Origin of the sequence: Varibaculum cambriense, assembly GCF_032557235.1 — a bacterium.
Lineage (GTDB): Bacteria > Actinomycetota > Actinomycetes > Actinomycetales > Actinomycetaceae > Varibaculum > Varibaculum cambriense_C.
Window position 1 is genome coordinate 24,533 of sequence record NZ_JAWGMB010000002.1, and the last position, 14,069, is coordinate 38,601.

Sequence of the window (14,069 nt, forward strand, 5' to 3'; positions counted from 1 at the left end):
CCCCTTCCGGATTTACTTTCTTAGTCTAACGTGTTTTAGCCGCAACCCCGAACCGTGATCCGGCCAGTGACGCCGCTCCCAAAAAGTGCCGATAAGCGCCAATCCCGACAGAGAGATTATGCTACAAAACCCTACTACCAGCCATTGCGTAAAGCTTAAGACCTGCAAAGCAAAGAAGTCGCGAACCACGGGCACTGTAATTGCCACCAAAACCAAGGCAATCATGGCTGTGAGCAATCCCCCACGCCAGCTAGGCAGTGGCTGAGACAGGATCGCCAGCAGTCCCAGTGCCCCAATTGCCAGGACAATAGTGGCAGCCGAAGTGGCAACCTCCGTCCTACCTAACCAAAGGTAGGCTGCAATCGAGGTGAACCCACACAATAATCCTGCCGGCAAGGCTAGCTGACCTACCCGGCGCAAAAACCCGGGACGATAACGCCGGTTAGAGGGCGCCAGCGCCAAGAAAAACGCGGGGATTCCGATAGTACTAGAAGAGATAAGAGTCAGGTGGCGAGGTAGATACGGGTAACGTATCCCTAATACCCCCACTATCAGTGCCAAAAGGGCAGCATAGGTAGTTTTAGACAGGAACAAGGTAGATACCCGTTCCATGTTTCCCAGCACGCGCCGCCCTTCTCCCAGCACCTGTGGCAGAGCCGAAAACTTTGAATCTAGCAGTACTGCTTTCGCCGCCGACTTGGTGGCCTGCGCGGCATTACCCATCGCGATCCCCAAATCCGCGTCTTTTAACGCCAGGGCATCATTTACCCCATCCCCGGTCATCGCCACGCATTTCCCGCTAGCCTGTAAGGCGTGCACCAGGGCTCGTTTCTGTTCCGGAGTTACCCGGCCAAATACCCGGTGTTCTTTAAGGATCTGGGCAATCCCTTCCTCGTCCTCGGGAAGCTTCCGCGCGTCAAACCCGGTAGTTTCAACCCCGATCCTACCGGCTAAAGCCGCAACCGTCTGCGGGTTATCTCCGGAAATAATCAGAACCTCTACCCCTTCTTGGCGGAAAAAGTCCAGAGTTTGCGCCGCATCTTCGCGCAAGCGTTCGGTCAGCACTATGAGGGCGACTAGTTCTAACTTTTTAGGAAGGACAGGATTTTGCGGGGAAATCTCTCGATTCTCGCCTCGTGCCAAAGCCAAAACCCGCGCCCCTTTCTGAGCCCAAGTAGCGGTTTGTTCTTGGCAGGAGCGGTCTTGACCCAAAACAATTTCGGGAGCACCCAGCACCCAGGTATCACCCGCGCTCACCACCGCTGACCATTTACGAGCCGAATCAAACGGCACTAGCTGCGGATTGTCAATATTTGGTGTCAGCTGTTCTAGATCGCTATCGAGACGGTAATAGATGGCAGCGGAGGTGTCGTTTTCCCGATCTTTAGTCAAAACTGCCAAGGCAGCCTGCGCGGTTCCCCCAAGCGCGCTCGCAGGAACTAGCTCCTGTTGTCCGGGTAGTACGAAACCGCGCGCCGCAATCTCACCGGTAGTGAGAGTACCGGTTTTATCTAAGCAAAGAGTGTCTACCCGGGCTAGTACTTCTACCGCGGGCAGCTCTTGAATGAGCACTCCTTGTCGCGCTAGTTTTAAGGAAGCTGCCGCAAAGTTAACCGAGGTGAGCAGCACCAGGCCTTGTGGAATCATCCCCACGATACCGGCAACTACCGCTACCACCACCGGGCCAATATTTCTCCAAGTGACTTCACTAAGCCCTCCCAAGTTACGTACCTGCGCCACCGCCAGCAGCACAATCACCAGGGGGAGGCAGTAGGTGATTACCGTCAGAATCTTGTTGATTCCCTCTTCTAGCTCCGAATGCGCCATTTTAAACTTCTTTACCTGGATAGCCATCGCATTAGCCCAAGAGCGGCTGCCCACCGCACTGACCTGTACGTAGCCATCCCCGGAGACTACGGCAGCACCGGAATAAACTTTCTCTCCTACCGCGCGCGGACGGGGAACTGATTCCCCAGTTAGGTTGGATTCATCTAGGTAAAGCCCGCGAGTACTAACAACTTCTCCGTCGGCAGGTACCTGGTCACCGCGCCGCAACAATAAGAGGTCTCCCTGCACAATTTCGCGGGGTGAAATTGCTTGTTGTTTTCCCTCCCTGATCACTTGAATCGGATTTTCCTGGAGAATACTGATTCTTTCTAAAACCCGTTTTGCCCGCAGTTCCGAGACAATACCGGTGAGCGCATTGACTACCATCACGATCCCAAAGACGGCGTCCGCCCAATGCCCAAAAATCAAAGTAACCACAATGCAGGCGCTAAGAATGGCGTTAAACAAGGTAAACACATTGGCGCGCAGAATCTGGCGGACGGTGCGGGTGGCGCGGGGAGTGAACTGGTTGGAAAGCCCTTTTTTCGTTAGAGCCGCAACTTCCTTCTGGCTAAGCCCGTGCAGCCTCTGCACAGTATCTACGCCCTGGCTCCCGGTTCCAGAGCGGTCTGAGGCGTTGAAGGCATTAGTATCGGCAAATTCAGTTACGGCCTGGCTGCTGCTTGCCCGGGGATCACCTTCGGAAACCGCACTTTTCGCAGCGGTTATTTTCGAGGAGCCACTTACCTCGTCCTCGCCTATCGGTGCTTCTGGCTTGTCCGGTACGCTCAATTCGCCTCCCGCATTTGTCGCAGTTCTTTCTTTAAGTCTCGTACTTCATCGCGCAACCGCGCCGCTACCTCGAACTGTAACTGCCGGGCTGCCTCTTGCATTTGCGCGGTGAGCTCCGCGATTAGCTCCGCTACGCTAGATTCGTTTTGATTCGCCAGCCGTTCTCGCACGTCCTGCCCGGTTTCCCGGCGGGTGCGTGCATCAGGGCCGCTCCCTGCGCCCCGATATCCGGTGCCCAGCAAAGATTCGGTATCGATTTCTTCGCGCGCCAACATATCGGTAACATCCGCGATTTTCTTGCGTAGCGGTTGGGGATCAATCCCGTGCTCGCGGTTATAGGCCAGCTGCTTTTCCCGCCGCCGCTCGGTTTCCTCAATCGCTGCCCGCATCGAATCAGTGACCTGGTCGGCATACATATGGACTTCCCCGGATACGTTACGAGCAGCGCGCCCTATGGTTTGAATCAGGGAGGTAGTCGAGCGCAGGAAGCCTTCCTTGTCCGCGTCAAGAATCGAAACTAGGGACACTTCTGGCAGGTCTAGACCTTCGCGCAGCAGGTTAATCCCCACTAGTACATTGAACCGCCCCATCCGCAGTTCTCGTAGTAGTTCCACCCGTCGCAGCGTATCCACATCGGAATGCAGATATTCGACTAGCACGCCCCGCTCCGCGAGGTATTCGGTGAGGTCTTCTGCCATTTTCTTAGTCAAGGTAGTGACCAACACCCGCTCGTTCTTTTCGCTGCGTACCAGGATTTCTTCCATCAAGTCATCGATTTGCCCATCGGTAGGTTTAACCACGATCTTGGGGTCAATCAGTCCGGTGGGCCGAATAATCTGTTCTACTACCCCATCGGAGCGCTCCAATTCATAGGTTCCGGGGGTGGCAGAAAGATAAACGGTTTGCCCAATGCGTTCTTGGAATTCTTCCCATTTCAAAGGACGGTTATCCATAGCCGAGGGCAGACGGAAACCGTAATCAACCAGGGTGCGTTTGCGGGACATATCCCCATGGAACATGGCTCCTATCTGCGGCACTGTCACATGGGATTCATCAATGATTAACAGAAAATCCTCGGGGAAATAGTCAAGGAGGGTGTTTGGGGGCGTTCCCGGCCCGCGCCCATCAATATGGCGGGAATAGTTTTCGATGCCGGCACAGGTGCCGATTTCGCGCATCATTTCCAGGTCATAGGTAGTCCGCATCTGCAGGCGCTGCTCTTCTAAAAGTTTGCCTTGTTCCCGGAAGTATTTCAGCCGCGCCCCTAGTTCGTCCTCGATACTATCGAGGGCGCGTTGCATCCGCTCTGGACCAGCTACGTAGTGAGAGGCAGGGAAAAGGAAAACTGATTCTTCTTCCGAGATAACCTCGCCGGTTATCGGGTGCAAGGTGGCCAGGGAATCAATCTCATCACCGAACATTTCGATCCGGATTGCCATTTCCTCGTACATGGGAATGATGTCGATAGTGTCTCCGCGCACCCGGAAAGTTCCCCGCGTAAACGCCATATCGTTGCGAGTGTATTGCATGGTGATAAAACGTTTAAGTAGTTCATTACGCTCTATTTGCATTCCCACTTCTAGCGGCACCATCCGCGCCACGTATTCTTGGGGAGTTCCCAGACCGTAGATGCAGGAAACCGAAGACACCACGATTACGTCCCGGCGAGTAAGCAAGGAGTTAGTGGCAGAGTGCCGCAGCCGCTCTACCTCGTCATTTATAGAGGAATCTTTTTCGATATAGGTATCGGACTGGGGCACATAGGCTTCTGGCTGATAGTAGTCATAGTAGGAAACGAAGTATTCCACCGCATTATCGGGGAAAAGCTCGCGCAGTTCCGCCGCCATTTGGGCAGCCAGCGTTTTGTTGGGTTCCATTATTAAGGTAGGACGCTGCACCTGTTCTACCAGCCAGGCGGAGGTGGCGGATTTGCCAGTCCCGGTAGCCCCCAGGAGGACAATATCCTTTTCACCGTCGTTAATCCGCTGGGTGAGCTGCGCGATAGCCTGGGGTTGATCCCCGGAAGGCTCATAGGGCGCTTTCACTTTGAAAGGTTTTTTAGCCCGGCGCAGGTCTAGTTGCTCACTCACCTTTCCAGTCTACTAGGGACGCTATCCGAGGGCGTTTTTAGGCTAGTTTTTTCGGCTTGGTATTTTAAGCGTTAAGAATCACGTCTGGGTGATTTGCTGGGATAGCGGCGGGACAGATAAGATTTTGGAGGTAACGGGCTGTGGCGCAGTTTGGTAGCGCACTTGACTGGGGGTCAAGGGGTCGCAGGTTCAAATCCTGTCAGCCCGACCATTTATTTTTACTGCCAGTACCGTTTTCAGAGTGGCTGGTTATGATAGAAACATGACTGAAATTTCTAAAATCATTAGCGGACGCTGGAGTCCGCGCGAATACGACCCGGATTTTTCGATTAGTAACGAGCAAATGAATCAGCTGTTAGAGGCAGCGCGTTGGGCGCCCTCGGCAATGAACGCCCAGGAATGGTGGTTTGTGCCGGGAATTCGCGGCGATAATAACTATGAAGTGTTACGCCGGGCGGTAGCCGGTTTTTCCGATTGGGCGCTTGATGCTTCCGGGCTGATTCTAAATATCCATCGGGAGTATCCCTCTCGTCACGGTCTAGATTTTGGCCCCTATGATTTGGGTAGTGCAGTACAAAATATGTTGTTACAAGCAGAGGTCATGGGGCTACATATGCGTCCCTTTGCCACTTTTGACCGGGGGCTGCTATGCAGGCAGTTCCAGATTTCCGCTCCCTACGTGGCGTTTACTATGTGCAGCGTGGGTAAAGAACCAGCTGGACTGACTAAAGAGCGAGAACGCAAACCCTTAGAACAGTTACTGTGGGAAAACCACCAGGATTAAGCCTTTAGAGCGAGGCCTCACACTCATCAAATACCGAGTTGTAGTCCCGTCGCGCACCAGATAAGGACTGCAAATAGCTGCGCGCAAGTTTAGCATTCAGTTCATCTGCGGTCATTTCATCGGCAGTTCTAAAATCTTCTGAAAGCTCCATACTTAGAGGATTACCACGATTTACTGAGCGTTGCCCAATTCAGCGGGAACATCTTTTATAAATAGTTACGGGTTGGTCGGGGATTATTATCCCCGACCAACCCGTGTGGATTAAACAGTATTATTTATCCAAGAATTCGAAGGATAAATACTGCTATTTGGCGTACCGCCGCGCAACAATGCCCACGCCCGCCACGGTTACTAGCAGCGATAGCGCAGCCAAAGAACCGGCAACGCCACCAGTTATTGGCAGTGGCTTAGCGGTTTGTTTTCCGCCAGTCTTAGATTTTGCGTTATCAGCAGGTGCTATCGGGCATCCTTTAGCATCTACTTTGACTCCAGCAGCCGTATTGGGGCACTTATCGTTGGCATCAATAATGCCATCTTTATCGGAATCAGTCTGCGCAGGATTAGTTCCCGGCTTCATCGGGTTATCAGTATCTGGCTTCTCCGGATTAGGGTTACCCGGGTCTTTAGCAGTCACCGTAATTTTCATATCCAAAGTCAAAGTAGACTGGTCTGGGAAAGTCACGGTTACCTGCGGATGGTATTCACCGGCGGGCACTGCCTCGTCGGGATTCAAATTCCATCCGCCGAGATTATCGGCATCTTCACTAATCCAGGGGAATTTGGTTTTACTGTCTGCCGTCAGCTGGAAAGTAGATTTCTCCGGCAATTTACCTGCCTTTGCCGTAGGGGAAGCTACCTTACCGCTGTCCCCGGCCATAACCACTGCATCAGCGTAAGCCAAGTCCTGGTAGGTTTCGTTATCTTTCGGGGTTACTACCGGTTTTTCGGCAATGTTTAGGGTCAGCTCAGCGCTGACCATTTCTTCAGTTCCCTTGTCGCTGGTGTACTTCAAGGTAACCGGAACGGTTTTATCACTGGCAGCTTTCGGAGTGCCAGAGACTATACAAGCGTTCTGGTCTTGATTCAAAGCTAGCGACAACCCTTCCGGCAAGGTGCCAGTGCATTCCACCAAGTTCAAATTACCTAAGTTCGTGATTGGTAAAGAAGTCGGGTCAATCTCGGTACCAGCGGTTCCGGTAACCGTAGCATTTTCCATACTGGGAGGATAGGCGCAGCCTTTATTATCGGTAGTTGCGCCTTGCGGAGTATTGGGACATTCATCTTCCGCATCTAGTTTCCCGTCCCCATCACTGTCTTTATCCGCGATATCGAGAGTTGCTTTAGCAGTAACCGACACAATAGCGTTCTTGCCATCTGCGTAGCTTAGCTTAACCTCTACCTCGCTTTGTCCGGCTTTAGTAGGGGTACCACTAATCACGCAAGCATCATCATCAACCCCGAGTCCCACACTTAGACCAGCGCTTTTATCAGCATCAACAAAATCGCAAGCCTTCAAGGCTAGTTTTCCCTCGTTAGTAATTGCCATCTTGGTGTTGGTGATTTGCGTTCCCACCTTGCCAGTTACGGTTGCAGCTTTCAGGGTAGGCGGAACCGGGCAACCGTTAGCCTCATCAATTTTGACTCCCGCCGGAGTATTGGCGCACTGATCTTTAACAGCCCCGGTTTCGTCTCTGTCCGGAACGCCATCTTTATCGCTATCTTGCAAAACCGTTACTTTACCGGCGTCAATAGTTTCAAAAGAGGGATTAGGGTTCAGATGATCGGGATAAATAACGTCCAAACGAATACTGGTGTATTCGGCTTTCCCATTGGTGAACGTATGAACTTTCTTCGAGCTATCAATAGAGAATTTGCCAGTGGCGGCGTCAATAGTAACCCATGAACCGTAGGCATTTGCAGAATTTCTTACATGCTTAAAAGTCATGCCTGCGGGGTATGGCTTGTTAGCCCGCTCTTTTACCTGGGTTTGTCCAATTTTACCCTCTACAATAACTACCTCTGGAACGTAGGAACTGTATCCGGCATATTTTGCACTGGGATCGGCATAAGCCAAGTTAGCAGCCGGAATTAGCGCCAGAGCTAAAGCCAAACCGAACAGGAGGCTAACGCCGCGAAGCAACGCTGCTCCTGAGCGGCAAATAGAGCTATTTCGGGTCATGTCAACCTTTCGGATTAAGAAAACTCATCATAGTTTTGCGTAAACAGTTACTGGCTCATTTTAGCAAACACTCTCTAGGCGAAACCAGCAGGTATTCACCATGAGACGTGAGCAGTAAGCCGCAGTTCCTTGGTGCTGGAAACTAGAAAACAGAAAAACCCTAAAAAGAAATAGAATCAGGCATTAGCCCATAGATTCAGTTAAAAGTAAAAGCAGGTTTCCTACAAGCATAAACACCTTGCAGGAAACCTGCTGTTCGAAAAAATCAGGCGACCTGGATACTGACCTTATTTAGCCAGCCCTGTCCTTAGGCAGCCGGGCGTAGCTGTAGACCCAGATACTGGGCAGCACGAGCGCGCAACGTTTCATCTGCGAGAGCCGCGATTGCTTCCCGTACCCGGCGATCTTGGCTAACGTCCGCAAACCAGGGGCTGATCGCATCCGAAATCGTGTTAATCAGCAAATTGTTTGCTTGACGGCCAGTGCCGGCCTCAACAATATTGAATTTTTCCATTTTGATACTCCATTCACTTCTTCATCTCACGGGGTTGGCACATGGTTCGTACCGGTAACCCCGGGGTTCCAAAAGAACCCTGCCTGTTATGGCCAACTTCAGCACACCATAAAGGTGGCAGGCAGTCAACCAAATTTCCGAGAAATCCCGAAAACTTCAACAAGCGTTCAACTATATTTAACCATCCAGATATTGTCAACCCGGGATCGTCAATGTACTGCGCAATCCCAGGCAGGATAGCTGGAGACAGCGCAAAAACACTTTCCCGTCCTAGGCAATGAGCGGTAAAGCACTAACGATAGTCGGTTTCTAACCCTACCGTATGAATCCGCATCGAGTTAGTAGAACCCGTCACCCCCGGAGGCATACCGGCGAGGATAATTACTTGATCCCCCCGCTTAGCTAATCCCTGTGCTTGTAGCACCTGATCAACTTGCCAAATCATGTCATCAGTGTGAGTTACATAGGGAACCCGGTAAGTACGAATTCCCCACGAAACCGCCAGCTGATTACGCGTGGACTCTAAGGGAGTAAACGCCACCATGGGGATGGGGGAACGCAAACGGGACATGGTGCGCGCGGTCGCACCTCCCTGCGTGAATGCGATCATAAATTTCAGATCCAGCATTTCTGCTGCTCTAGCAGCCGCGATTGAAAGCACTCCAGCGCGGTCATGATCATAGGTAGTGAGAGGAGATATCCGGTCTCCCCCGTTTTCCTCCACATTAGTAATAACCGATGCCATCAGGCGCACCGCGTCAATTGGGTATGCCCCCACCGAGGTTTCCCCAGATAGCATTACTGCATCGGCGCCATCCAAGATCGCGTTAGCACAGTCAGATGCTTCAGCGCGGGTGGGACGCGGGTTGTGAATCATAGAGTCAAAGACCTGAGTAGCCACGATGACCGGCTTAGCGTACCTTCTGGCCAGCTCGATCGCTCGCTTTTGCACCAAGGGAACCGCTTCTAGCGGCATTTCTACCCCCAGGTCACCGCGCGCCACCATGATGCCGTCAAAAGCCTGCACAATTTCCACTATGCGTTCGACTGCCTGCGGTTTTTCAATCTTGGCGATAACTGGGACGTGGACTTCCTCTTCGTCCATAATCCGCTTCACATCAGCAAAATCATCAGCGCTGCGTACAAACGACAGCGCAATGATATCGGCTCCTTGCTGCAGCGCCCAACGTAGATCGTCCTCATCCTTTTCTGAAAGTGCCGGTACAGAAACTGCTACCCCCGGCAAGTTAAGTCCCTTATGGTCGGACACCACCCCGGGGACTTCCACCTCGGTAACTACATCGGTAGCGGTAACTTCCTTTACCCGCACCTGCACGTTTCCGTCATCAATCAAGAGGGCATCTCCGGTAGTGCAATCCCCCGGCAAACCTTTGAAGGTAGTCCCCACGATTTCTTTATCCCCGGGAACATCGCGAGTAGTAATCGTGAAAGTGTCGCCCTTTTCTAAAGTCTGCGGGCCAGCAGCGAAAGTCTCCAAACGAATCTTGGGGCCTTGCAAATCCACCAACACCGCAATAGCTTTGCCAGTTTGCAGTGCCACCCGCCGAATATTACCAATCGTAACCTCAGCTTCTTCTTGGCTGCCGTGTGAGCGGTTAATCCGCGCCACGTTCATCCCAGCCTCGGCGAGTTTTTCAATTTGGGACGGGGAATTTGTTGCCGGCCCTAACGTACATACAATTTTCGCTCTGCGCATACCTCTATCCTAACGAGTTCTTCAGTTCTTTCCACTTAGTCGAGGGATAGTTGGATCCCGCTCAATCCAACATAACTAAACAGAAGTTGTTTTATCGCTGTCCTCAGGAGATATTTCCCCATCCGGTTGCGGATTATCTTCCTGCTGGCGGGGCAAGTTCTGGCGATAACACCAAACTGCCAAGGCTACCCCCAAGATGAACATCAGCAGACAAGTCCAAGCATTTATTCGTAGACCGAGGAACTGATTTGCCTGATCCATCCGCAGGTTCTCTACCCAGAAACGCCCCAGGCTATAGGCACACAGATAGAATCCCATCATCATGCCGCCCCGCGGACGAAAACGTCGCTCTATCCACAGCAGCACCCCGATTGCTGCTAGGTTCCACAACATTTCGTAGAGAAACGTGGGATGGAAAGTCGCATATTGTTCAAAGCCTAGCGGGCGATGTTGCAGGTCAATTTGCAGCCCCCACGGCAAAGTAGTCGGCCTACCAAAAAGCTCTTGATTAAAGTAGTTTCCTAAACGACCAAAGATTTGCCCTACCAAGATCGTAGGCGCAATCGCATCGGCTACCGGAGCAATTTTTAACTGCCGATGCCGCAATACCAGACAGGCAGTGATGGTGCCAGCAATTACCCCTCCCCAGATGGCCAGTCCGCCATGCCAGATCAGCGGGATTTCTTTAGGATTGCCCGTGGGACCGAAATAGTCTTGCCACTTACTAAACACATGATAGATCCGGGCTCCAATAATGCCGATGGGAACTACCCAAATAGCCAAATCCACGATTAGCTCCGGGTCACCTCCCCGGGCTTTATAACGCCGTGAAGCCCACAGGCAAGCCAAGAAAATACCGGTAAGAATCGCTAAAGCATAGGCACGCAGGGGAAACGGCCCTAAATACCAGACACCTTGCGAGGGAGAGGGAATAAAAAACGGGTTCATCCCTTATCTTTCTAGTCGTGGTGCTTATCGCGGCTGATCCGGCACTTGCGGGAAGTTGCCAAAGCTGGATGTGCTCCCGCTGCCACCATTTCAGCCACTAAAGACTGCGGATTATTTGACTGTACCAAAGCCGAACCAATCAGTACCGCATCCGCTCCCTGTTGAGCATAGTTAAACACATCATGCGGACCGGCCACCCCGGATTCGGCCACCGCCACCACCTGCTCGGGAATAACGTCAACGATTTGGGCAAAAGTATCCATATTGAAATCGAGGGTGCGCAAATCTTGGGCATTTACCCCGATTACCCTGGCACCCGCTTCCAGCGCCCGAAAGGCTTCTAGCCGCGAATGTACTTCCACAATCGCAGTCAAACCGAGCGAGTGCGCCCGCTCTACCAAAGAGGTGACTACCATTGGTTCTGCCGAAGTTTGCAAGATTAAAATTAGGTCAGCGCCTAATGCTCGAGCTTCATGAACCTGATAGGGGGTGATCACGAAATCTTTATAGAGTACCGGCACCTCTACTGCTGCCCGCACCTGTCGCAGGTCTTCGATGGAGCCACAAAAAAAGTTTTTTTCGGTAGAAACCGAAATTACGGAAGCTCCCCCCGCCTCATAAGATTTAGCCAGCGCCGCCACATCGGGGACTTCTCGCAAAAAACCCTTACCGGGGGTGGCGCGTTTTATTTCCGCGATTACCGAAACCGCGCCCTCGCTGCGTAAGGCACGGACTCCATCTTGAGGACGAGGACGCCGGGCAGCGATCCGTTTGATTTCTTCCAGGCTTACCTCAGATTCCCGTCGCGCCGCTTCTTGCCGCACGCCAGCCAGTAACCGTTCGAGAGCATTCATCTGAGTATCACCTCCAAAACTATATTATGATTTTGTCACCTTCAGTAATAATTCTAGTTGTTGGCAGGGCGATGCCCGACGCGGACTGGCAGTTCACCACCGCTTTCAAAGCAGCTACGCTTGCCGGTGTGACAGGCAGCCCCTACCTGATCCACCTGTACCAACAGGGCATCCCCGTCACAATCAATCTGAACTTGCTTCACATATTGTGCGTGCCCAGAGGTATCACCTTTGCGCCAATACTCGCGTCGAGAACGCGACCAGAAAGTGACCCTCCCCGTAGTTAGCGTGCGCCGCAAGGCCTCGTCATCCATATATCCGACCATTAGCACTTGTCCACTTTTCCAATCTTGGATAACCGCACATACCAGTCCCGCCCCGTCTCGTTTCAAACGGCTAGCAACCTGCGAATCTAAAGCTTGTGTACTCACCGAACCTCAAACCCCGCTTCCTTGAGCCCTGCTTTCACCGCCGAAATCGCGACCTCTCCGAAATGGAAAACGCTGGCTGCTAACACCGCATCTGCTCCGGCTCGCACTGCCTCGACAAAATGCTCAACCTTGCCCGCACCCCCAGAGGCAATCAAAGGAACGGATACCCGCGAGCGCACCTGCGTTAACATTTCCAGATCAAAGCCAGTTTTCACTCCGTCAGCATCCATCGAATTGAGCAGAATCTCTCCGGCACCGCGGGCGGTGACTTCGCTACACCACTGCAAGGCATCGATGCCGGTAGAACGGGTTCCCCCATGGGTAGTAAGCTCAAATCCACTGGCAGTTTCCACCCCGTCAGGGCAACGACGGGCATCAACCGAGATTACCAAGACTTGATTACCGAAACGCTGAGCTATCTGATCGATTAGTTCTGGGTTAGCGATAGCAGCAGTATTTACTCCCACCTTATCTGCGCCTGCTCCCAGTAGTTGTTCTACGTCCGTAACCGAACGTACTCCCCCGCCTACGGTCAGCGGTACAAATACTTGCTCGGCGCAGCGCTGCACGGTTTGCACCATAGTGGCGCGCCCCTCTTTAGAGGCTGACACATCCAGGAAAGTGATTTCATCTGCACCTTCCTGGCTGTAGCGTTCCGCCAGTTCCACGGGATCTCCCGCATCTTTTAGGTGTTGGAAGTTAACCCCTTTAACCACGCGCCCTTGATCAACGTCTAGGCACGGAATCACCCTAATCGCTACTGCCATTTTGCCCTCCTCAATAGGTTCTCTACCCTCAGTGTAAAAAACTAATGAGAATGGGGAGCGCCGCTGCCGTTAGATGGACTGGATTCGCCAGAGCTACCGCTAGCTTCGAAATAGCCGCTACCTTATTTTGCGCAGGCCAAAACGTCCATAACTACTGCTAAGGCGCTATCTCCAGTGGCTTGATCAGCGGGGATAATCGCCAAGATGCGCGAGTTGGCACGCAGAGCAGTTAACTGTTGGGATAAGGACTGGAAAGTACTTTCGCCCACTATCTGTTGCGGACCTACATTCCCCCAGGTGTAGGCACGTTTCTTACCAGAGTCTAGTTCCCAGACTCCATATTGCGCCAGGATCTTCTTACGCGGGTCTAGTTGTTCGCCTTTGCCAGGCACCAAGACGAAAGTAGCAGCCTCTTGGGGTTGAGTATTCGATGCCGACTCGAAATGCGGTAATCCCTGCGGGAAAGAAAAATTGACCCCCGCCGCCTCCGGAATCTGCAACTGCGACTGATAAACCGCAGTAGGTAGCACATCGATAACGTCTACTTCCATGGAAGTTTTCCCGTCACTGGCAGTAGCCGGGCGGTGCACGATCAGGCGCGACCCCTCGTTCCTGCCGATAACTTCGGTAAGCAACCCACTGGGCAACGTAGAGGCGTTAGCTTTGCCCACGAAAATCTGTGGCTTTCCTCCCTGGGAAACCAGTTTCCCGGTATCGCCCTCGTAAACACTCACCATCACCCGTACGTCTTGATTTTCCCGTATCTGCGGCCCGAAACCGCGTATAGCTACCCGCGAGTTAGGCAACGTAATAGGCATTCGCCCTTGAAATTCGACTACTGGCTGTTCTCCCAACTGGCCGCTGACTTTCACCTGGGTAGATAACCCATTCATTTCTTGTCCGCGACCGGCTTGCCACAGATAAAACCCTAAAACTACCGTAGCGGCCACCGCGAGCACGGCAGCTGCGGCCAGCCACCAGCGCAAAATACGCCAGACGGAAGGCTTTTTCTTCGCCGGAACTGCTGCCTTTCGCGGAGGAAAGCGTCGCTTTAAATCGCTAGATATGCCTTCCTGGTTTTCTCCGGAAACGGTTTGCGGCTCAGGAGTTGAAATGGGGACAGCATTCTTCGTATCATCGCCGTGACTTCCCGCGTTAGCGTCCAT

Annotated in this window: 12 protein-coding genes and 1 tRNA gene; 2 read left to right on the forward strand and 11 right to left on the reverse strand. The window is 52.6% G+C overall.

Annotation, left to right across the window (positions count from 1 at the left end; translation table 11 throughout):
- Positions 1 to 12 precede the first annotated feature (12 nt).
- Both E6072_RS01900 and uvrB read right to left on the reverse strand, forming a co-directional pair.
- Positions 13 to 2,619 (reverse strand): HAD-IC family P-type ATPase, encoded by a 2,607-nt coding sequence (locus tag E6072_RS01900; RefSeq protein ID WP_316693367.1) that lies wholly within the window; start codon positions 2,617 to 2,619, stop codon positions 13 to 15.
- Positions 2,616 to 4,709 (reverse strand): excinuclease ABC subunit UvrB, encoded by a 2,094-nt coding sequence (gene uvrB / locus E6072_RS01905; protein ID WP_316693368.1) that lies wholly within the window; start codon positions 4,707 to 4,709, stop codon positions 2,616 to 2,618. Before uvrB ends, E6072_RS01900 begins: the two co-directional genes overlap by 4 nt.
- A 134-nt stretch (positions 4,710 to 4,843) precedes the next feature.
- Between uvrB and E6072_RS01910 the strand changes: the two genes are divergently transcribed.
- Both E6072_RS01910 and E6072_RS01915 read left to right on the forward strand, forming a co-directional pair.
- Positions 4,844 to 4,920 (forward strand) — tRNA-Pro (locus E6072_RS01910).
- A gap of 51 nt (positions 4,921 to 4,971) precedes the next feature.
- On the forward strand, positions 4,972 to 5,493 hold the full coding sequence (locus E6072_RS01915) for a nitroreductase family protein (protein ID WP_316693370.1): 522 nt from the start codon (positions 4,972 to 4,974) through the stop codon (positions 5,491 to 5,493).
- Between the two features lie 4 nt (positions 5,494 to 5,497).
- On the opposite strand, the gene E6072_RS01920 is transcribed toward E6072_RS01915, so the two are convergent.
- The 9 genes from E6072_RS01920 to E6072_RS01960 all read right to left on the reverse strand — a co-directional run bounded on the left by E6072_RS01920 (position 5,498) and on the right by E6072_RS01960 (position 14,069).
- On the reverse strand, positions 5,498 to 5,644 hold the full coding sequence (locus E6072_RS01920) for a hypothetical protein (RefSeq protein WP_316693372.1): 147 nt from the start codon (positions 5,642 to 5,644) through the stop codon (positions 5,498 to 5,500).
- A gap of 153 nt (positions 5,645 to 5,797) precedes the next feature.
- Complete coding sequence (locus tag E6072_RS01925; RefSeq protein WP_316693373.1) at positions 5,798 to 7,672, reverse strand: Rib/alpha-like domain-containing protein; 1,875 nt, start codon at positions 7,670 to 7,672, stop codon at positions 5,798 to 5,800.
- A 307-nt stretch (positions 7,673 to 7,979) separates the two neighbouring features.
- Entirely contained in the window at positions 7,980 to 8,186 is a 207-nt protein-coding gene (locus tag E6072_RS01930) for a hypothetical protein (protein WP_022863918.1), read from the reverse strand.
- A 292-nt stretch (positions 8,187 to 8,478) separates the two neighbouring features.
- Positions 8,479 to 9,903, reverse strand: coding sequence for a pyruvate kinase (gene pyk, locus E6072_RS01935; protein WP_316693374.1), 1,425 nt, complete (start codon positions 9,901 to 9,903; stop codon positions 8,479 to 8,481).
- 75 nt (positions 9,904 to 9,978) lie between these two features.
- Positions 9,979 to 10,851, reverse strand: a complete 873-nt coding sequence (gene lgt / locus E6072_RS01940; RefSeq protein WP_316693375.1) for a prolipoprotein diacylglyceryl transferase — start codon at positions 10,849 to 10,851, stop codon at positions 9,979 to 9,981.
- Positions 10,852 to 10,862: 11 nt separating this feature from the next.
- Positions 10,863 to 11,705: an indole-3-glycerol phosphate synthase TrpC gene (trpC, locus tag E6072_RS01945; RefSeq protein WP_316693377.1), complete on the reverse strand. Its 843-nt coding sequence runs from the start codon at positions 11,703 to 11,705 to the stop codon at positions 10,863 to 10,865.
- A 53-nt stretch (positions 11,706 to 11,758) separates the two neighbouring features.
- Positions 11,759 to 12,136, reverse strand: coding sequence for a phosphoribosyl-AMP cyclohydrolase (gene hisI / locus E6072_RS01950; protein ID WP_316693379.1), 378 nt, complete (start codon positions 12,134 to 12,136; stop codon positions 11,759 to 11,761).
- On the reverse strand, positions 12,133 to 12,903 hold the full coding sequence (gene hisF / locus E6072_RS01955) for an imidazole glycerol phosphate synthase subunit HisF (protein ID WP_316693381.1): 771 nt from the start codon (positions 12,901 to 12,903) through the stop codon (positions 12,133 to 12,135). Before hisF ends, hisI begins: the two co-directional genes overlap by 4 nt.
- A 122-nt stretch (positions 12,904 to 13,025) precedes the next feature.
- A complete protein-coding gene (locus E6072_RS01960) occupies positions 13,026 to 14,069 on the reverse strand; it encodes a hypothetical protein (RefSeq protein ID WP_316693382.1) in 1,044 nt (347 codons plus the stop codon).

What these genes read in the sequence shown, in the direction of transcription:
- E6072_RS01915 (WP_316693370.1), top strand. Translation starts at nt 4,972, where the DNA reads ATGACTGAAATTTCTAAAATCATTAGCGGACGCTGGAGTCCGCGCGAA.
- E6072_RS01920 (WP_316693372.1), bottom strand. Translation starts at nt 5,644, where the DNA reads ATGGAGCTTTCAGAAGATTTTAGAACTGCCGATGAAATGACCGCAGAT.
- E6072_RS01925 (WP_316693373.1), bottom strand. Translation starts at nt 7,672, where the DNA reads ATGACCCGAAATAGCTCTATTTGCCGCTCAGGAGCAGCGTTGCTTCGC.
- E6072_RS01930 (WP_022863918.1), bottom strand. Translation starts at nt 8,186, where the DNA reads ATGGAAAAATTCAATATTGTTGAGGCCGGCACTGGCCGTCAAGCAAAC.
- pyk (WP_316693374.1), bottom strand. Translation starts at nt 9,903, where the DNA reads ATGCGCAGAGCGAAAATTGTATGTACGTTAGGGCCGGCAACAAATTCC.
- lgt (WP_316693375.1), bottom strand. Translation starts at nt 10,851, where the DNA reads ATGAACCCGTTTTTTATTCCCTCTCCCTCGCAAGGTGTCTGGTATTTA.
- trpC (WP_316693377.1), bottom strand. Translation starts at nt 11,705, where the DNA reads ATGAATGCTCTCGAACGGTTACTGGCTGGCGTGCGGCAAGAAGCGGCG.
- hisF (WP_316693381.1), bottom strand. Translation starts at nt 12,903, where the DNA reads ATGGCAGTAGCGATTAGGGTGATTCCGTGCCTAGACGTTGATCAAGGG.
- E6072_RS01960 (WP_316693382.1), bottom strand. Translation starts at nt 14,069, where the DNA reads ATGGACGCTAACGCGGGAAGTCACGGCGATGATACGAAGAATGCTGTC.